This is a genomic window from Leucothrix mucor DSM 2157 (genome assembly GCF_000419525.1).
GTDB classification, from domain to species: Bacteria; Pseudomonadota; Gammaproteobacteria; order Thiotrichales; family Thiotrichaceae; genus Leucothrix; species Leucothrix mucor.
In genome coordinates, this window is the sequence record NZ_ATTE01000001.1 from 3,502,343 (window position 1) to 3,521,989 (window position 19,647).

The following is a 19,647-nucleotide window of genomic DNA, read 5'->3' on the forward strand; positions in this document are numbered from 1 at the left end:
CCTCAAAAATCATATCAAGCTCAATTGGGCGAGAAGCAAATACCGAAAATCGCCAAAAAAATACCCCTCATCTGTCCTCCGCACGAAATAACAAAATATAAGCCATATAATAAAGACAACAAGTCTAAATTTTCCTACACTTAGAATCGAACGCTATTGATTCACCACGCTTTTGATAAAAATAGTACACGACAAACGCGTGCAAGCCACTTATCTACCACCGAAAAAACGTTATAAAACAGAGGAGAGAACCGATGAAATCTGTCAATGGGTGGAGTTTGAACCGCCCGCTATTACTGATAACGCTAGTCACTGCGCTATTGAGCCCCCCGCTCTACGCAGAGTCTCCCAAAAACCTAAATATCGACATTAGTACGCCCGCCAGCCTAGCCGCCGGTGAATCCGGAGTTGTACAACTCACCCTAACGCCGCATACCGGCGCTGATTATTTAACAATCGACGTGAGCTCATCCGGAGCCTTGCAGGCCTCACTAAACCAGCAACTAGACAGCGACAGCACATTAACAATTGAACTGCCCGTTAGCGCTAATAACGTAGCCGATGAAGGCGAGATCACCATTAGTGTCACCGCATTTTCAGATAGCGGCCTTGAGCTATTTAAGCGCATGACAAAGCTCTATGGCGTTGAGGAAAATGACGTTGTTTACCTAAACGCATCCAGCCCTTTATATGCCAAAATTGCAGCTAGAGATGCCTCTGGCTTACAGCGTAAAAGTGATGAAGTCTCATCCTTATTCCGCGCCACAACGGTTGAAACGAATGCCCCAATGCCTGCTGCGAAACGCCGCGCCAGTGAAGTCTTAGTCGACCAGGCCTTTCCAATTCCAGCCCAAAAAGCGCTGACCAAGCCAGTCACCATGACGGTTAATGGTACGGTGCTGTGGACCGATAGCGCCGGTAATACTCACCCGCTACCCGGTGCAAAAGTCGAAATTTATGATGACGACATACTAGGGGACGACCTCCTACAAACCACTACCACAAATGCCAGCGGCATGTACTCGGTGGTTGTCGATCATGATGATGTGGTCGAAGGGCCGGACGTTTATGTCAAAGTACTGGCCAGCTCAAGCGTTGCGGATGTCAAACCCGATACCGCGTCCGGCAGCACCTACTTTATGCAGTCAACCGTGCATGAGGACCAAGCCGATGGCAGTACTTTAGTCGTCAACCTCACGGCGGATAACAGCAGCATCGGTGGCCAAGCATTTAGTGTGCATCACGCCTTAGTCGCTGGTGGCGCGTATATTTCATTACTTAACGGCTCAGCGCCCGCCAAGCTAACCACCCGCTTCCCAACCACTGAATCGACGTCATTATTCAATGGCTCCGAGCTGCATATTCTGCAACTCGATCGCTGGGATTGGGATGTGACCTTGCATGAGTACGGCCATTACGTTATGGATGCCTACAACTTTGAGGATAATCCAGGTGGCCCTCACAGCAGCAGTGCCAATCTCTCAACCAGCCGTGGCAGTAAAGATGTCGGCGTGCGTTTAGCATGGGGCGAAGGCTGGCCTACGTTCTTCGCGGTATCGGGATTACACCAGATGGGCTTTGCCTCGCTAGGCATTCCCAATGTCGGCGATATGCAATATCAGGATACTGAAGACACCACCATTACCAACCACCTTGAGAATGATATTGGCGTCGGTGAAGACAACGAACTGTCCGTCATGACCACGCTATGGGATTTGGTAGATGCTGCTGCTGATGGCGAAGAAATCGCCATGTCACCCCGATCATTATTCCAGTCGATTAAAAACTCCGGTGCGACCAAAATTGGTGATGTGTGGGATGCCTTGGTTGCCGGTAAAGCGAATGAAGAAAAAGCCAGCCATGGTAAGTTATTCGGACTACACAAGATCGCTCCTGAGCAACTGACACCATCTGATCGCTCAACACTGGATACCACAACCAACTTCACTTGGAACAAAAATGGCGCCGGTGCAGGCAACCCACTAAACGACAATCATGTGCGCTTTTTTGCCAGCAACTTTACAACAGAAACACATGATGCATCACTGGGTAATGTCGCGACTTACACGCCATCTGCTGCCGATGTTGATGCGGCATTAAGTGAAGGCTCGCTAGTGCGTTGGGTAGTCACTGCAAAAAGCACGACCGCTCCTGCAACACCGAGTGCATCCACTGAATACTGGAGTGATGTGCGCATCCTTAATGGTGCGTCAGTGGTATTCGTGATCGACGATACCGGCTCCATGTCTGAAGAAATTAGTGGTGTGAGTCAGGCTTTGGCTAACTACATCACAGCTTTAGAAGGCTCTCTAGGTGAAGGCGAAGAAGCACCAACCATTCACCTGCTTACCTTTAAAGACAATGTCACCCACCGCCTCACCACCAATGACTTAAGTGCCATGCGTGATGCGGTTAATGGACTCAGTGCCTCTGGCGGTGGCGATTGCCCTGAGTACAGTGCTCACGGCTTGCTGGCGGCTAGTAAACTCGTTCGTGCTGGCGGTACTATTCTGGTGGCGACCGATGCATCTGCTCAGCCGGGTGTTGATATGGCGGGCGTTATTTCTGACCTGCGTAGCCGTGGCGTTACAGTGAACACCATTCTTTCCGGTGATTGCTCCAGCGAAACCTTCAAGCCTAGCTTGCTTGCAGATGCTCAGGGTAAACCCGGCTTTGATGAGGAAGGCGATGAAATCGGTGGCTCAATCGAAGTTCCGGGCACGGCTGATGGCGTCGATATTGTTGGCGACAGCATTGAGACTGCCAGCGAAATTAATACCGGTGCCATCTTAATCGGTACGATCGAAACCAGCGAAGACAAGGACTTCTTTAAAGCCGCACTAGAGGCCGGTAACACTTACACCCTCGCACTCAGCCAAATGAATGCCAGCAAATACACCACGCTTAGATTGCTGGACGATGAAGGTATCGAGCAAGATATGAAGCTTAGCGGCTACGCCTCTTCGACACTCACTGCCTACAATGAAACCATTGAAACGGCTAGCTTCACACCAGAGGCCGATGGCACGTATTATCTGGAGCTAAGCTCTAGCTATGAAGATGCTAACTATCGGGTGGTTATCTCAGGCGATGCCTTTAGCGCGTTAACAGCAAGCTCTGTTCAGCTGTTCTCCGTGATCTCGGCTGAAACCGGTGGTACTTTCGCGAAGATCGATGAAGTAAACAGTGGTGATGACAGTGAGTACGTCAATACCATCTTCAATATCCTACGCTCAACCACTGAGCCAGCGGTTATTACTTCCAGCATCCGTAAGCTTCCTCGCGGTGCACGTGCAACGGTCTTCTTTACTGGCCTGAACACCAACTGGGGTTCAGCCACTGAGGTTAGCTTTAGTCTGGCTGACGGTAGCGATATCAGCGGCGTTACCATCTCTGATATTCAAATCCTGTCACCAACCTCTCTATCCTTTGTGGTGGATGTTGCAGAGACTGCCGATCTGGTCACCCTCAACCTAATCGCCAAAACGGCGCTGGGTAGTGGTGTAGAGATTGCGGAAGGCAAAGGCATTATCACCATTGAAACGGCAACCACTGCCGCGAGTGTTCTCAGCCTGACACCGACTCGCCTGATTCAAGGCACCACCGCTACGCTGACCATTCAGGGAATCAATACTACATTCACTGATGATATGGCTGTGGAGCTTGGCACCGGTGTAACGGTTGACTCGGTTACTCGTGTTAGCGATACCGAAGCCACGATTGAGGTAACGGTTGCAGCCGGTGCGCCAATCGGTTTCAGAACGCTCACCGCAGGCAGTATGACGCTAGACGATGCGCTATTGATTGGTTCAGAAAGCTCAATTTCGGTGATTAGCGAGATTTCACCGAAAAATCTGCAGCAATCCCAAACCACTTCGGTAACCGTGTCTGGTACTAATACTCACTTTGAAACGGGTGTGACGACTGCCTCATTTGGTGATAACGTGACGGTTAATAGCGTGACGGTAAACTCACCGACTGAAGCGATTGTGAATGTGACAGTTGATGCCGATGCGGCGATTGGCTTCCGTAATATCACACTATCCACAGATGGTGAGTCTGCAACCTTACTGAACGGTTTGTACATCGACAAACAAGTGCTGCTTATGGTGCCTGATGTGGTTGGCAAAACCAAAGATGAGGCCATTGCTGCAATTGAAGCGGCCGGATTAGTTGTCGGTAGTATCAAGGAAGAGCACAGCAAAACGGTCGCTTCTGGTGATGTCATGAGCCAGACTCCAACGGCAGATAGCCCAGTCAACGCCGGTAGCTTGATCGACCTGATCATATCCAAAGGCAAAAGTGGCGGTGGCTCGATGAGCCCTTGGTTGCTGATGTTATTGGGTGGTGTTGGCTTTATCGCAGCAGCGCGTAAACGGAGAACGAAGTGAAGCGTGTTATTTACCTAAGCTGCTTTTTGGGGGCCTGCAATATGCCGGCCTCCGATAGCAACGCCTTAACGCCTGATAGTGCTCGTTATGACTATCAGATCGTTGGTGGAAAACAGGGAGCCTTGGTGGAGCAGTTACAAATTGACTGCACTGCCAAGCAGGCTATTCTCAGCCGCGAAACGCAGGAGAAGGCCTCGGTCTATCGCCATGTAGCAGCGGTTAGTGCTGAGCAATGCGCAACTCTGGCTAGCTTGGCCACGCCCTTATGTATGGAAGCTGACAAGCAACAAAGCGATGTGTTTGATGCAGCCGGTTATACGCTGACTTGTAGTAGCGGCGATCTACCAGCAGTCAGTTTTAACTGGCAAGGTACGCTAAGGGCTGCGCCTGACGGTTTAAGGCCTTGGCATGATTACACGCGAAGCTTGATTACCTCAGCTTTTCCGGGTGTGAACACCTACCCCTAAGGCTGATTAAAACACGGCAAGAAGCCATTCCGGGGCGAGCAATCTCCCCGGAATTTTTTTAATACAAATCCCCAAACTGATCCTGACAGGTCAAAAACAAGCGCACATCAAATTCCAGCTGGTGATAATCCGGTTCCATATAATTACACAACTTATAGAATGCCTTGTTGTGATCCTTTTCCTTTAAATGCGCTAATTCGTGCACGCAGATCATCCTCAGAAAAGGTAATGGCGCACGCTTAAACACCGAGCCAATTCGGATTTCATTCTTCGACTTTAGCTTGCCGCCCTGCACTCGCGAGATTTGCGTATGCAAGCCAAGCGCCTGATTAATCACCTGAATCTTGTCATCGTAAACCACTTTACTCAGCGCCGATGACTGCTTGAGGTAGCTGCTTTTCAAATCCAGCACATAATCGTACAGCGCTTTATTAGAGCCAAACTCATGCGCCGTCGGATAACGCTTTAGCAAGACCTCCCCCAAGCGCTGCTAATCAATCAAGCGTTGCACTTGCTGCAGCACGTTCGGGGGATAGCCTTTCAGATAGTAATTCAGATCTGCCATTGGGAATTATGCTTTGCGCGGTAAGCGCGTGACCAAGCTAGAGGTATCAAAACGATTACCACCATTGGCTTGCACTTCAGCGTAGAAGGTATCGACCAACTCAGCGACTGGCAGCTCAGAACCATTACGCTGCGCTTCTTCAAAACACAAGCTCAGGTCTTTACGCATCCAATCCACAGCAAAACCATAGTCAAATTTGCCATCAATCATGGTCTCATGACGGTTATCCATCTGCCAGGATTGTGCCGCACCTTTGCCGATCACATCAAAGACCTGCTTAGCATCTAAACCTGCATTTTCAGCAAATGCGACACCTTCAGATAGTGCCTGCACTAAACCAGCGATACAAATCTGATTCACCATTTTGGTTAACTGGCCGGCACCGGCATCACCCATTAACTGAGCTGACTTAGCAAAGCAATCAATCAATGGTTTAACGCGATCAAATGTGGCCTGCTCGCCGCCGCACATTACAGTGAGGACGCCATTTTCAGCACCGAGCTGGCCACCAGAAACCGGGCCATCAATAAAGCCAAAGCCTAACTCACTGGCTTTGGCCGCTAACTCACGAGCGACATTAGCGGAGGCAGTGGTGTGATCGACAAAGATTGCACCGGCTGCCATGGTTTGAAAAGCACCCACTTCGCCGGTGGTGACACTACGCAAATCATCGTCGTTACCCACGCAGGAGAATACGAAGTCAGCGCCTTTTGCAGCAGCCGCTGGAGTGGTTTCAAAGCGTCCACCGTGCTCGGCAACCCAAGCTTCGGCTTTGCTGGTGGTGCGATTGTAAACACACACTGAGTGTCCGGCAGCGGCCAGGTGCCCGGCCATTGGATAACCCATTACTCCTAAGCCGATAAAAGCGACATTAAATTTGCTCATGCGTGTTCCCCTCACGTGTGGATAATTGGTTGAATAAATTGAGTCGGGCTATTGTGCCTTAGCTGGCGGGCAGGCGCCAATAAATTGGCAATAGAGTATCAATGGCTCGATGAATTTGTATCGGTCGATATGTACAGCTTACTGATGGTAGTTCGCCCAACAGGCTGCTGAGCTTTTTACTTACTGCTGGACTTTCATTCCATGTAATTGAGCGGCACCGCACTAGCCGACCAAATCTTCACCGTCAACGGGTCGCCCACAAACTGCTGCGGCACGGCCGGAATCAAACCCGCCGAGGTAAAATACCTTCGAATTTCCTCATCCGTAAAGCCAAGCCTGCGGTGCTGATATTCCTTACGCATATACTCTTCAGTGTGCGCCGCAAAATCCACCACAAACAAACGCCCGGTCGGCATTAATACCCGCGCCGCTTCACGAATCGCTTCGGCGGGGTCATCACTAAAATGCAGCACCAGATTCATTGTGATCAAATCAAAACTCTGATCATCCATCGGCAGCTGATACATATCACCCTTGCGCACCTGCAAATGCGACAAACCCGCTTGCTTAAGATTAGTCCGCGCCACCGCCAACATGCCGCTGGTAAAGTCGATGCCAATACCTCGCTGCGTACGGTCGGCTAATAGCTCCAGAGTCCGTCCTGTTCCGGTACCGATATCCAGTAGGTCACTGACCTTGTTTTCACCAACAGCCGCTCTGAGTGCGGCTTCGATTTCTTCTTGCGCGACATGGAATTGGCGCACCTCTTCCCAGTGTCCGGCGATCTTGTCGAAGTAGGCTTGAGCTTCCAACGCGCGGGCATCGGTGACTTGTTTAAGGCGCGACAAATCCCGACTGAGGACCGCATCATCCTCATGCAGCAAGGCGACCAAAGCCTGTGCTAATGGCGCAACCGAGGCGCGATCGGACAACCGATAAAATACCTGCGCACCTTCCGGAAAACGCTCCAATAAACCAGCTTCCACCATCAGCTTTAAATGGCGTGAGACACGCGGCTGGCTTTGTCCGAGGATCTTCGTCAGCTCCGTTACGCTCAGCTCACTTCGGGCGCACAGGGCCAATAAGCGCAAACGGGTATGTTCGCCTGCTGCGCGCAATGCGGCTAACAAAGTATCAAGATTTTGCATTCACTCATCCAGTCATATAAAGATATGTTTATATTTGCATATCAGGTGTGATATTGTTCTGCGCTACTCTACCACACACGTTCACCCGAAATACCATAGGATTTAACCATGTCAGCCAACTCGCAAGCCTTTGAAGACGCTCTGAAAAAACGCATCTTAATTCTCGATGGCGCAATGGGCACCATGATCCAGCGGCACGAGCTGGAAGAAGCTGACTATCGGGGTGAACGGTTTGCCGACTGGCCAAGCGACCTGCGTGGTAACAATGATCTGTTGAGCCTGACTCAGCCAGACCTGATTAAAGGCATCCATACCGAGTACTTAGAAGCTGGTGCGGACATTATCGAAACCAATACCTTTAACGGCACGCAAATCGCGATGGCGGATTATGGAATGGAATCGCTAGCTGCTGAGATCTGTGAAGAGTCTGCACGCTTAGCTCGTCAGGCCTGTGATGAGATCGAAGCAAAAATTCCGGGACAGCCACGCTACGTTGCCGGTGTTATTGGCCCAACCAATCGTACCGCGAGCTTGTCTCCCGATGTGAACGATCCGGGCTTTCGTAACGTCACTTTTGATGACTTGGTTGAAGCCTACTCTGAAGCCTGCGAAGCACTGATTCGTGGTGGTTCTGATCTGATTCTGATCGAAACTATTTTTGACTGCCTGAATGCCAAAGCAGCTATTTTTGCGGTTGAGCAAGTGTTTGAAGACCAAGGTTTCCGCCTGCCGATTATGATCTCCGGTACCATTACCGATGCCTCAGGTCGTACCCTATCCGGTCAAACCACGGAAGCGTTCTGGAACTCCATGTGCCATGCCAAGCCAGTGTCTATCGGCTTGAACTGTGCGCTGGGTGCTAAAGAATTGCGTCAGTACGTGGAAGAGCTATCCCGCGTTGCAGACACCCATGTGTCTGCTCATCCGAACGCGGGTCTGCCAAACGCATTTGGTGGTTATGACGAGACGCCAGAAGACATGGCGGCGCACGTTCAGGAATGGGCGCAAAGTGGCTTCTTAAATATTATCGGTGGCTGCTGTGGTACCAGCCCTGCGCACATTAAAGCGATGCGCGAAGCGGTTGATGGCTTGCCGCCTCGTGAGATTCCGGAAATTCCGGTGGCGTGTCGTTTATCTGGGCTTGAGCCACTGACGATTACGGCTGACTCACTGTTCTTAAATGTGGGCGAGCGCACAAACGTGACTGGTTCGGCTGTATTTAAGCGCATGATCGTTGAAGAAGATTATGATGCTGCCTTGACCGTGGCTTTGCAGCAAGTTGAAAACGGCGCGCAAATCATCGACATCAATATGGATGAAGGTCTGCTGGACTCGAAGAAAGTCATGCAGCGCTTCCTAAACCTGATTGCCGCTGAGCCAGATATTTCACGCGTACCGGTGATGATCGACTCCTCAAAATGGGAAGTGATCGAAGCGGGTTTGAAATGCGTGCAAGGCAAGTGTGTGGTCAACTCGATCAGCATGAAAGAAGGTGTTGAGCAATTCATCCAACACGCTAAATTGTGCATGCGCTACGGTGCGGCCGTGGTGGTCATGGCATTTGATGAAGAAGGCCAAGCCGACACCATTGATCGCAAAGTAGAAATCTGCACACGCGCCTACAACATTCTGGTGAATGAAGTTGGCTTCCCACCGCAAGACATTATCTTCGACCCGAATATCTTCGCGATTGCGACGGGTATGGAAGAGCACAATAACTACGGCATCGACTTTATCGAAGCCACGCGCCAGATCAAGCAAACCCTGCCACATGCAATGGTGTCGGGCGGTTTGTCGAATGTCTCGTTCTCATTCCGTGGTAATAATCCGGTGCGTGAAGCCATTCATGCGGTGTTCCTGTATCACGCGATTCAGGCTGGTATGGACATGGGTATCGTAAATGCCGGACAGCTAGCCATTTACGAAGATATCCCGGAAGAGCTGCGCGATGCAGTAGAAGATGTGGTGCTAAACCGCAAGCCGGAAGCCACTGAGAACCTGCTGGAGATCGCTGAGAAATACCGTGGCGATGGCTCCAAAGCGGAGAAGCAAGACGAAGAATGGCGCAAGCTGCCCGTAAATAAGCGCCTTGAATATGCGCTGGTTAAAGGAATTACCGAATTCATTACAGCGGATACTGCCGAGGCGCTGGAAGCCGTTGGCCGCCCGCTTGAGCTAATCGAAGGCCCGCTAATGGCCGGTATGAACGTGGTCGGTGATTTGTTTGGTGCCGGTAAAATGTTCCTGCCACAAGTGGTGAAATCAGCCCGTGTAATGAAGCAAGCCGTTGCCTACCTTGAGCCATTTATGGACGCTGAAAAAGAAGGCGTCGATAAGAGTAATGGCCGCGTGATCATGGCAACCGCTAAAGGTGACGTGCATGATATCGGTAAGAATATCGTCGGCGTGGTACTGCAATGTAACGGTTACGAAGTCATCGACTTAGGCGTTATGTGTAAGGCTGAAACCATTTTTGCGGCGGCCCGTGAACATAAAGCTGACGTGATCGGTATCTCCGGTTTGATCACACCATCGCTGGAAGAAATGTCGCACGTCGCTAAAGAAATGGCACGTCAGGGCTTTGATATTCCATTGCTAATTGGTGGCGCAACAACCTCCAAAATGCACACGGCGGTGAAAATTGCGCCGCACTACAAGCAACCGGTTGTGTATGTACCGGATGCGTCGCGCTGTGTGGGTGTGGTGAATAAGCTGTTGAGTGAGACGCTGCGCGAGCCGTACCTTGCCGAGCTGGAAACCGAATACGATCAGTACCGCGAGCGCTTTAATGCCAAGATGAAAAAGCAGGACTTCCTGCGTTTGGAAATTGCGCGTTCTAATAAATTAGCTACCGACTGGGCGCATTATGATGCGACTAAGCCAGCGGTTGAAGGCGTGCAGGTCATTGAGAAAATGGACTTGCGGGTACTGGCCGAGCTAATCGACTGGACGCCATTCTTCCACACCTGGCAGCTGCGCAAGAAGTACCCACAGATTCTGGAAGATCCTGAGTTGGGTGAAGAAGCGACTAAGCTATTTGCCGACGCTAAGCTGATGCTCGAACGCTTTATCAAAGATGACACGGTTCAGGCGCATGCGGTATTTGGTATTTTCCCTGCCAATACCGTGAATGATGACGACATCGAGATTTACACCGATGAGGCCCGGTCTGAAGTGTTTGATACGGTGATTGGCTTACGCCAGCAGACGGTACATCCGACGGATCGCCCTAACCTGTCGCTGTCTGACTTTATTGCACCTAAAGAAAGTGGTGTGCAGGATTATATTGGAGCCTTTGCCGTAACGGCGGGTATCGGTTTGGATAAGCTGGTTGCTGAGTATGACGCGGATCAGGATGACTACCACAGCATTATGGCCAAAGCGATTGCCGATCGCTTGGCTGAAGCATTTGCCGAGTATTTGCACCGCGAAGTGCGTACCAAGCATTGGGGTTATATGGCCGATGAAAACTTGTCGCAAGAGGCGTTGATTAAAGAGCAGTATCAAGGAATTCGCCCTGCGCCGGGTTATCCCGCGAACCCTGACCATACCCAGAAAGATACGATTTGGGATCTGTTGAAGCCTGAGGAAAATGCGGGGATTTCAATGACAGAGAGCTGGGCGATGTTGCCTGCGGCTTCTGTTAGTGGATGGTATTTCTCGCATCCTGAGTCGCAGTATTTTGGTGTAGCGAAGATTGATCAGGAGCAGATTGCTGATTATGCCAAGCGTAAGGGCGTGACTGTGGAGAAGGCGGAGAGCTTGTTGGCGCCTAATTTGGGGTATGTGCCAAGCACTTAACTTTCCACCGAAATCCTAAAACCGATACCATCATCACAGCTGCCCCAGATCCATTATTGCGGGCAGCTGATCTAATCCCCCTGGAGTCGTAATACCACGAGCCTCCACGAAAAACATATCCGTCGCCCTGCCTTACCTCTGGATCTACCGCTGCTTTTCTCCCAAGCCTCTCCAACCAAGCATCCTGACACCACTCTGATACATTCCCATGCATTTCATATAAACCCCATGAATTAGCTGGAAGAGACTTAACAGGTAATGGTTTTACCCGAAATACTCCCTCCCCCTGCGAATCATCCATATAGTTGACTTGATTTGGTGTGACCTGCTGGCCAAATGAAAAAGGGCTTGTTGTTCCAGCACGACATGCATATTCCCATTGAGCTTCCGTAGGCAATCGAGCTCTCAGCCTCTTAAACTGAAAATTAAGCGTATTAATAAACTCTTGAGTCTCATTCCAACCCACCTTGTATACAGGAAGGTTTTTATCTCCAGTAAAGCAAGCTGGTAGAGAACCTGTCACCGCTTCCCACAACTCTTGTGTAACAGCACTTTCTCCCAACCAAAAACCCTGAGTCAAGGTCACCAGATGCTGATCTTCATCACTAAAACGCCCAACCTCTGAATCTGGAGACCCCATCAGAAAAGCACCTGCTTCAATATAGCGAAAACGTTGCTTTATATGTTGGATTTGGATGTCGGCATATTTGCCGAATTGGTCTTCTCCCGATTTGGATGCCCATTTAGGACTAGTTGAGAAAGTATCGGATGGAGGCTTAACCGCTTTCAAGACAGGGTTTATATCTAGCTTGGAAAATATAGCATCAAAAAGCTGCTCCCAATTCACTTGAATAGAAAAATCTAACACCTGCAAATGCCTGATCCACAAAGGCATTCTCACATGTTCAGCAATAACCGGAATAATCGGTAAGCCAATTTCTCTGGCCATGCTGATTTCGTTGTATACCCAGTCAGAGGTGCGGATTTTTTCTGAGATAACCAGCACCACTAAATCGCTGGTTTCTAGCTCAAATTCCAGCTTGGTATCCCATCGGTCCCCAGGCTTTAAGCCAATTACATCAAGGAATACCTCAAAGCCAGCGGCCTGAAGTTGCTGCTGGGCTTCTGTTGCGAGGCTTTGACCATGGCTTTCGTCACGACCGTAACTGATGAATATTTTGGGCATAGGTGAGTAATTTTAGACAAGTGGGGGAATAATACGACAATTCACTCCATGCAGGAACATTCATGATACGGGTCGTAAGCATCAGCACAACTTTATTAGAAAATTTGCTCCCGAATACTTTGTAGCAAGATAATTGTACACCTGAAAATCCGAGCATAGATCTCTTAACCTTTCCGCAATAAACTGGTCATATGACCAGTTAGATAAAGGAGAGAAAATATGCACACATGGCCAGTACAAGACGCCAAAGCCCGCTTTATTGAGTTGCTTGATGCCTGCATTGCTGAAGGGCCTCAGATGGTTTCACGCCGAGGCACAGAAACAGCAGTATTAGTGTCTCTAATCGAATGGAAGCGCCTGCAAAGTGCAGCAAGACCTTCATTAAAAGCCTTACTACTTAGCGATGAAACCCGCACAGAGGAACTTCCCTTGCCTGCGCGAGGCCAAGCACGTCGCCGTAACAATCGGTGAAATTCAGGCAGACATTGAAATGACTCGCGCTCTCCTTGCGCTAATTCCATAGCATTTTACAACTCTTGTAATCTACCGTAGACTGACATACCAGCTATACAAACTGATATGTTTATATAAGCCAAGTCCCAAACTAGAATGTCTAACTCGTCTAACGAGGTGGGCCAATTTGATGTGCAACAGACTAAACGCAGCATCAACAAACGTGCCCATTTTAGTAAAACCAGCCATTCAAAATTAAGATTTGCTTATTGGAAAATAGCTTGTATAGTATTTAACGTCGACGCTATGTGGCTGAAGTATTTGAATAAATAGCAATCGACCGATTAAAAACTGTTTTTATTATGCTTTCTTGGAGGAAGATCATGCTAAAGAAGATTATCACGTCAGTGGCGGTTGCTGCCTGCGTCGGAGTTTTATCAACGACAAGTGCCATTGCGGCAGAAACACTGAAATGGGCGCACGTCTATGAGACGGGTTCCAACTATCACACCGCTGCACTGTGGGCTGCTGAAGAAGTTAAAAAGCGCACCGATGGCCGCGTAGAAATCAAAGTATTCCCCGCTTCCTCGCTTGGAAAAGAAGTTGAGATTAATGAAGGTTTAGGCATCGGCTCCGTCGATATTATCTACACCGGCCCTAACTTTGCTGAACGTTATTATGGCCCGATTGCCATCTCTGATTACCCATTTATCATGCGTGATTATGATCACTGGAAGAAGTATCGCGACAGTGAATTATTCGCAGAGCTTTCAGAAGGCTACAAGGATGCAACCGGTCATACCGTGTCAACACTGGGCTACTATGGCCAACGCCATGTCACGTCAAACAAACCAATCTTAAAGCCAGAAGATATGAAAGGCTTGAAGATTCGCGTACCGAACTCGCCACTGATGTTGATGTTCCCTCGCGCGGTCGATGCGAACCCAACGCCAATGGCATTCTCTGAAGTATATCTGGCGCTCCAGCAAGGCGTGGTGGATGCACAGGAAAACCCACTGCCAACCATTAAGTTCAAGAAATTCTACGAAGTACAATCCAATATCAACCTGACTGGCCACATCCTCAACTCTTTGTTGACGATTGTTTCAGACTCGGCCGTTGATCGCGTGGGTGATGACTTTGATACGCTCAATACCGTGCTTAAAGAATCTGCCGCGAAATACTCAGATGAGATTTACACCTCTGAGCAAGACTTGGTTGCGTGGTTCCGCGAGCAAGGCACCAAGGTCAATGAAGTGGATAAAAAGCCATTCAAAGATGCCGTTACTCCGATGCTAACTGCAGACGGTGTCCCTTACACATTGGATCATTTCAATCGTTTGGGTGCTATCGAGTAACAGGCTTAGGGATGCTTAGATGATGTCTTCAAAAGACAGCCTAGCGGGCGATGCGCACGATGCATCGCCCGTCATAGACTTTAAATGGGTCGATCTACCGGGCCTTCTCGCTCTCTGGCTACTCGCCGTCATTGTATTTACTCAATTTTTTACCCGCTACGTACTCAATGACAGCTTGGCCTGGACCGAAGAAATTGCCCGCTATATCTTAATTTTAGTTGCCTTTTTAGGCGCCGTTTCAGTGAGTCGCAAAGGAACTCACATCTTCTTAGAATTTTTCTACCGTTATTTATCACCCGCTGCAGGTCGCTATCTCTCCATGTTGATGGATGTGATCAGCACCGCGTTCTATGGCTACCTAACCATTATGGCCGTCCAGCTCGCCTTGAAAACCAGAACCAAAATGGCCTCTGTCGAAATCCCAAAAAGCTTGTTGTATTGGTGTGTCGCTGTCGGTTTGGCTGCGATGACGATTTACTCCGTGGTTTGGTTGGTTCGTAAATATCGCCAAACACCCGAAGAGCTCATCAAAGAGCTTGAACAACGCGCCCTTTCTGAAGCCATGGAGTAGGTAGAAACGATGTCAATTTTATACTTATTTCTGATTTTATTGGTGCTGCTGATCGCCGGTGCGCCCGTTGCAGTCGCGTTGGGTGTGGCTTCCTTAGTATTCATCTTGTTCGATGGCATGCCGAGCCTGGTCGTGCTGCATAATATGGTGGCGGGAATTAACTCATTCCCGCTCATTGCCGTGCCATTTTTTATTATGGCCGGTCACTTGATGAATACCTCAGGCATCACCACCAAGATCTTCGCCTTTGCCCGTGCGGCAGTAGGATGGATGTATGGCGGCCTTGGGCATGTGAATGTGGGCGCGAGTGTGATTTTTGCGGGGATGTCCGGAGCCGCAGTGGCGGATGCTGGCGGCCTTGGCAATATTGAAATTCATGCCATGAAAGATGCAGGCTACGACACTGATTTTTCAGTAGGAATTACCGCCGCCTCTTCTACCATTGGCCCTATTATTCCACCCTCACTGCCACTGGTTGTGTACGGTGTGATTGCCGATACCTCTATCGGTCAGCTGTTTGCGGCAGGCTTGATTCCGGGCTTGCTAATGGCAATGTCGTTGATGGTTATGGTCGCAGTGTATTCTCGCATCCGTAAATATCCACGTGACGACCGCTTCAGCATGAGCATCTTTATCAGCTCGTTCGGTCATGCCATTTTGCCATTAATGACACCGATTATTATTGTCGGCGGTATTTTGACCGGGTTATTTACACCCACCGAAGCGGCTATTGCAGCGGTTGCCTACTCGCTATTTTTGGGCTTGTTTGTTTACCGCACCTTGAGCTGGAAGCAGATCTTAAAAGTGTCGCAAGATACGGTTGAGACCACGGCTTCAATCATGATGATTGTCGCGGCTTCATCCATTTTCGCATGGATTTTAACTGCCAATCAGGTGGCTCAGGCATTTGCTACCGAGCTACTGAGTTTCACTCAGGATAAGACCGCGATTCTGCTGATTATTATGCTCATCGTGTTAGTGGTCGGCTGCTTTATGGAAACCATTGCAGCGATTACGATTTTAACGCCTGTGTTACTGCCGGTCGCCATGCAGTTTGGTATTGACCCCGTGCACTTCGGCATTATCCTGATTCTGAATCTAATGATTGGCTTGCTTACACCGCCGGTTGGGATGGTGCTTTATGTGCTCTCTAAGGTGTCGGGGGTGCCATTTGAGCGTTGTGTGGTGGCGACGGCTCCGTTTCTGGTGCCGCTGATTATTGTGTTGGTGTTACTGACGTTTATACCGGCGCTGTCGATGTGGTTGCCGACGCTGATTTACCGTTAGATAGGTGCTGGGTTGAGGCTGGTTTTGCTGGCCTCAATCTGGGCATGAATATATCGACGGTGAATTCCATAATATGCCTCATCCATAATGGTGTTCTTAATCTTAGCAGGCATACTACACATACTTAGAAATACAACTATCTCGATATCTCATAGGAACCACGTTACTCATCATCAAGATCCCGAGCCAACTCCGCCTCAATCCGCTCGATACTCGGTAACTTACTCTCAAAGTCCACTGGCAAAGCCTGCGCTAGCTGATACTCTGCCACACCGATCGGCTTGCTATTGTCCCGCAGCGCATATTCTGCAATCACTTTATTCCGACTTTTGCACAGCAATAAACCAATCGTTGGCCCATCCTCATCGGTTTTAATTTGTGAATCTACTGCCGAAAGGTAAAAGCTTAACTGTCCTGTATGCTCTGGTTTAAAATCACCTGCCTTAAGCTCAACAACCAAATAGCAACGAAGTTTAAGGTGGTAAAACAAGAGATCGAGATAAAAATCCTGCTCGCCCACTTCGAGGTGAACCTGCCTCCCTACAAATGCAAAACCAGCCCCAAGCTCCAGCAAAAACTGACTAATATGTTGTGTTAGTGCTTGCTCAATATCACGCTCTTTGGCTTTTTCACCAATGGATAGGAAGTCAAAAATATATGGGTCTTTTAAAGCCTCTTGAGCTAATTCAGACTGTGGCGTAGCTAGTGTATTTTCAAAGTTGGTAATCGCATTACCTTTTCTTTCCAGTAGCTGGCTTTCAATTTGGTGAATGAGTACATTGCGTGACCAGCCATTTTGCTGACACAGTAAGGCATAGCTTAGTCGCTTTTCTTTATCTTTCAGCTTCCCAAGTAATACAATATTATGCCCCCAAGGAATTTGTCCAACAGCCTGTTGGACAATTGCATCTGACTCAAAGTTAGGCCAGTTTTCTGCAAATGAGCGCATGTAAAGCAAGTTACTTCGGGAGAATCCTTTCAACTCTGGAAACGCCTTCCTCAAGTCAGCAGCTAACTGCTCAATGACTTTGCTACCCCAACCGAGCTGCTGTTGTCGCTTAAGAATGTCGTGACCAACTTGCCAATACAACTTAAGCAGCTCTTGATTCACAGCTAAGGCCGCACGCTGCTGAGCATGCTGAATCTGTGTTTTTAATGCCGTCAAAAAATGCTGATAATCACCTGACTGTAAATCACTCATAGCGTTCTCCTAGATTTTGTCTTCCACTGCTCAAACTCAGAAGGTCGAAGCCCATAGCGAGCCAACACACCCTCATGCAATCGTCTCAACTCTTCAATAATCAACGCTTCAACGCTAACTCGATCAGCTTCATTTACCTTCTCAATCACTGCCTTTTTTATCAGCTCTAATGGATCACTTTCAGGCTGAGTCACCACCCGATTAATCGTTTCCTTAATTACAGTTCGATAGCTCAGCCGCAGCGGATCAGGCTCAGTTAAATCCTGCTTTATCGCTAGATATTCCTGAGTCGAGCGTTCGTAAGCCCAAACAAACAGATCACGCAACAGCTCAATCCGTCCCAATTCATACACACCCAGAATCGCACGGCTGTAAGCCTGCTCCGGCACATCCAGAAACGTAAGTGGATAAAGGTTTGCCCGTATCAACGGCAAGTTAGCAGCAATGCGCGAGGTGCGTTTATTGATATCAGCGAATGGTTGCAAATAAGGTATATGCACCATGACGAAAAACGATTGCTCAAAGGGATCGTTAATCTGCGATGCTTTATCCAACAGTAGCATCAGCGCATCTTCAATTTGTGCAGGCACGGATAAAGGTCGAAACACACTTTTTCCAATCTCAACTATATGCTGTCGCAGCCTGCCCTCATCCGATGGATTAGGCAGTAAGTTTTCAGCGAGCAAGCTGTGCAGATTCAATAGTGTGTAACGATTGAACCCGACCTCAGCCACATTCTCAACTAGTAACTCAATGGCTGCTTTGTGGTTAAGAATCATCTGAGTCTCGATCGCAGCTTTGCCGGTTGCAGCATGGCCATGTTCGATTAGTTCACGAGTGTCTAGGCGCGTGTACGTATTTCCTTCTAGATTACTCGACGCCCACGATAGGTCAATCAACAAACGATTCAGAATGGCCCGACCATACGTACCAATGGGTAGCTTGGTTTGCTGGGTATCTCCCATTTTATACAGCTGTCGTCGTAGGGGCTCGGAGAGATAATAGGTTTTATTGGGCTGATAGTCTTCCAGGAAACTAATGTCATAGCCGACTGGCTTTCGAGCTTCCAGCGGCTGATCGATATAGCTCAGAATATCGCGACTGTCAGCAGAGAGCGGGATGTAGCTTGGGTATTGATCAACGGCCTGAAGCGATGGCTGATCGATTGGAACTGCACGATAAACTCGGGAGCGGCCACCTCCCTCGACAATAATTTTATTATCTTCAAGTAACTGGCTCAGCCAACGCTGTGCTGTTCTTCGAGTAAGGTCAGGATGAGTTTCCAGCAATTCAGTAATAGAAATGTTGCCGCTAGCTTGCTCTATACTATGAAGTAATTCGTTGACGGTTGGCATGATATGGCACAATTAAATTCTTTAGTGACACTATTATGGCGCGATTAGAGATAATGTGTCACCAAAGATGGCACAGTTAAATGAGTCGCGACACTTTAATACCCGAATCGCACTCCCAACAATATCACCCAAAGGAACCACCGTGCCCAACCAACACACCACCCCATTCCTAGGCATCCTAATGCTAGACACCGCCTTCCCCCGAATCTTAGGCGATGCTGGCAATCCAGACAGCTACGACCTCCCCGCCCGCACCCGAGTCATCAAAAACGCCGGCAGCCTAAACATCGTCAAAAACGGCCGCCCTGATGAAGCACTAGTCCAGCAATTCTGCCAAGCTGCCCAAGAGCTAGAAACCGAAGGCGCAATCGCCCTAGTCTCAACCTGCGGCTTTCTAATCTCAGTTCAAAACGACATCGCACGGTCGGTTTCTATCCCAGTCACCCTCTCCTCATTATCGCTCTACCCACTACTCTCGAACATGTTCGGCAAGCGTCCAATCGGCATTATGACGGCGTCACAAAGCAGCTTAGGCGATCAGGTGTTAAAAGCCGCAGGAATTGCCGCAGAGGATGTACGAATCATTGGATTTGAAGATGTGCCAGCATTTGCCGATGCCATTCTGCGCGCTAAGGCAGAGCAACTAACTACGCTAGATGCACAAGCCATAGAGCAGGCTGCGATTGCTAAAGCGAAAACACTGATCAAAGCAACGCCAGAGATCAAAGCCATCTTGCTTGAATGTGGCAACCTGCCGCCTTATGCCAATGCCATTCACCAAGCAACTGGCTTACCGGTATTTTCCATTTTGGATGCCGCAAGACTCATGTGTTTAGCTAGCCGACACACTCGATAATCCCCTTAAGCACCATCAGGTTTCACTTCTTTCAAGCAATAAAAACGCCCTGCTAGATTTGCTAATTTCAACAAAACTGACAAGGCGTATTATTCGGCGCATTAGCACCAAACGATCAATGCA

The 19,647-nt window shown here is 49.0% G+C and carries 14 protein-coding genes; 8 read left to right on the top strand and 6 right to left on the bottom strand.

Features of this window, described 5'->3' with window-relative positions; genetic code table 11:
* Positions 1-254: 254 nt before the first annotated feature.
* Positions 255-4,391 carry a PASTA domain-containing protein gene (locus tag LEUMU_RS0116050; RefSeq protein ID WP_022953315.1) on the top strand — a complete coding sequence of 1,379 codons (4,137 nt, stop codon included), beginning with the start codon at positions 255-257 and terminating at the stop codon, positions 4,389-4,391.
* The gene (locus LEUMU_RS0116055; RefSeq protein ID WP_022953316.1) at positions 4,388-4,858 is read left to right on the top strand and encodes a hypothetical protein; all 471 of its coding nucleotides are present in this window, start codon (positions 4,388-4,390) and stop codon (positions 4,856-4,858) included. The genes LEUMU_RS0116050 and LEUMU_RS0116055 overlap by 4 nt, the downstream gene beginning before the upstream one ends.
* 58 nt (positions 4,859-4,916) lie before the next feature.
* On the opposite strand, the gene LEUMU_RS26450 is transcribed toward LEUMU_RS0116055, so the two are convergent.
* From LEUMU_RS26450 to LEUMU_RS26455, 3 genes are all read right to left on the bottom strand, one after another.
* Positions 4,917-5,330: a YgjP-like metallopeptidase domain-containing protein gene (locus LEUMU_RS26450; protein WP_245570704.1), complete on the bottom strand. Its 414-nt coding sequence runs from the start codon at positions 5,328-5,330 to the stop codon at positions 4,917-4,919.
* A gap of 99 nt (positions 5,331-5,429) precedes the next feature.
* The gene (locus tag LEUMU_RS0116065; protein ID WP_281169929.1) at positions 5,430-6,323 is read right to left on the bottom strand and encodes an NAD(P)-dependent oxidoreductase; all 894 of its coding nucleotides are present in this window, start codon (positions 6,321-6,323) and stop codon (positions 5,430-5,432) included.
* Between the two features lie 179 nt (positions 6,324-6,502).
* Positions 6,503-7,456, bottom strand: coding sequence for an ArsR/SmtB family transcription factor (locus LEUMU_RS26455; RefSeq protein ID WP_022953318.1), 954 nt, complete (start codon positions 7,454-7,456; stop codon positions 6,503-6,505).
* A 108-nt stretch (positions 7,457-7,564) separates the two neighbouring features.
* Here LEUMU_RS26455 and metH point away from each other — a divergent pair, with 108 nt between their 5' ends.
* The gene (gene metH / locus LEUMU_RS0116075; protein WP_022953319.1) at positions 7,565-11,257 is read left to right on the top strand and encodes a methionine synthase; all 3,693 of its coding nucleotides are present in this window, start codon (positions 7,565-7,567) and stop codon (positions 11,255-11,257) included.
* On the opposite strand, the gene LEUMU_RS28185 is transcribed toward metH, so the two are convergent.
* Positions 11,229-12,443 carry an SUMF1/EgtB/PvdO family nonheme iron enzyme gene (locus LEUMU_RS28185; protein ID WP_022953320.1) on the bottom strand — a complete coding sequence of 405 codons (1,215 nt, stop codon included), beginning with the start codon at positions 12,441-12,443 and terminating at the stop codon, positions 11,229-11,231. The two genes, metH and LEUMU_RS28185, sit on opposite strands and share 29 nt — an antisense overlap.
* 219 nt (positions 12,444-12,662) lie before the next feature.
* Here LEUMU_RS28185 and LEUMU_RS0116085 point away from each other — a divergent pair, with 219 nt between their 5' ends.
* The 4 genes from LEUMU_RS0116085 (at position 12,663) to LEUMU_RS0116100 (ending at position 16,112) form a co-directional block, all read left to right on the top strand.
* Positions 12,663-12,914 carry a type II toxin-antitoxin system Phd/YefM family antitoxin gene (locus tag LEUMU_RS0116085; protein WP_022953321.1) on the top strand — a complete coding sequence of 84 codons (252 nt, stop codon included), beginning with the start codon at positions 12,663-12,665 and terminating at the stop codon, positions 12,912-12,914.
* Between the two features lie 365 nt (positions 12,915-13,279).
* Positions 13,280-14,254 (top strand): sialic acid TRAP transporter substrate-binding protein SiaP, encoded by a 975-nt coding sequence (locus tag LEUMU_RS0116090; RefSeq protein WP_022953322.1) that lies wholly within the window; start codon positions 13,280-13,282, stop codon positions 14,252-14,254.
* 19 nt (positions 14,255-14,273) lie between these two features.
* The gene (locus LEUMU_RS26465; protein ID WP_022953323.1) at positions 14,274-14,825 is read left to right on the top strand and encodes a TRAP transporter small permease; all 552 of its coding nucleotides are present in this window, start codon (positions 14,274-14,276) and stop codon (positions 14,823-14,825) included.
* 9 nt (positions 14,826-14,834) lie between these two features.
* On the top strand, positions 14,835-16,112 hold the full coding sequence (locus tag LEUMU_RS0116100) for a TRAP transporter large permease (protein WP_022953324.1): 1,278 nt from the start codon (positions 14,835-14,837) through the stop codon (positions 16,110-16,112).
* A 163-nt stretch (positions 16,113-16,275) separates the two neighbouring features.
* On the opposite strand, the gene LEUMU_RS0116110 is transcribed toward LEUMU_RS0116100, so the two are convergent.
* Positions 16,276-17,313, bottom strand: a complete 1,038-nt coding sequence (locus LEUMU_RS0116110; protein WP_022953326.1) for a PDDEXK nuclease domain-containing protein — start codon at positions 17,311-17,313, stop codon at positions 16,276-16,278.
* On the bottom strand, positions 17,310-18,668 hold the full coding sequence (locus LEUMU_RS0116115) for a Fic family protein (RefSeq protein ID WP_022953327.1): 1,359 nt from the start codon (positions 18,666-18,668) through the stop codon (positions 17,310-17,312). The genes LEUMU_RS0116110 and LEUMU_RS0116115 overlap by 4 nt, the downstream gene beginning before the upstream one ends.
* 67 nt (positions 18,669-18,735) lie before the next feature.
* On the opposite strand from LEUMU_RS0116115, the gene LEUMU_RS26470 reads away from it, so the two are divergent.
* On the top strand, positions 18,736-19,524 hold the full coding sequence (locus LEUMU_RS26470) for an aspartate/glutamate racemase family protein (RefSeq protein ID WP_157474368.1): 789 nt from the start codon (positions 18,736-18,738) through the stop codon (positions 19,522-19,524).
* The last annotated feature ends 123 nt before the right edge of the window (positions 19,525-19,647 follow it).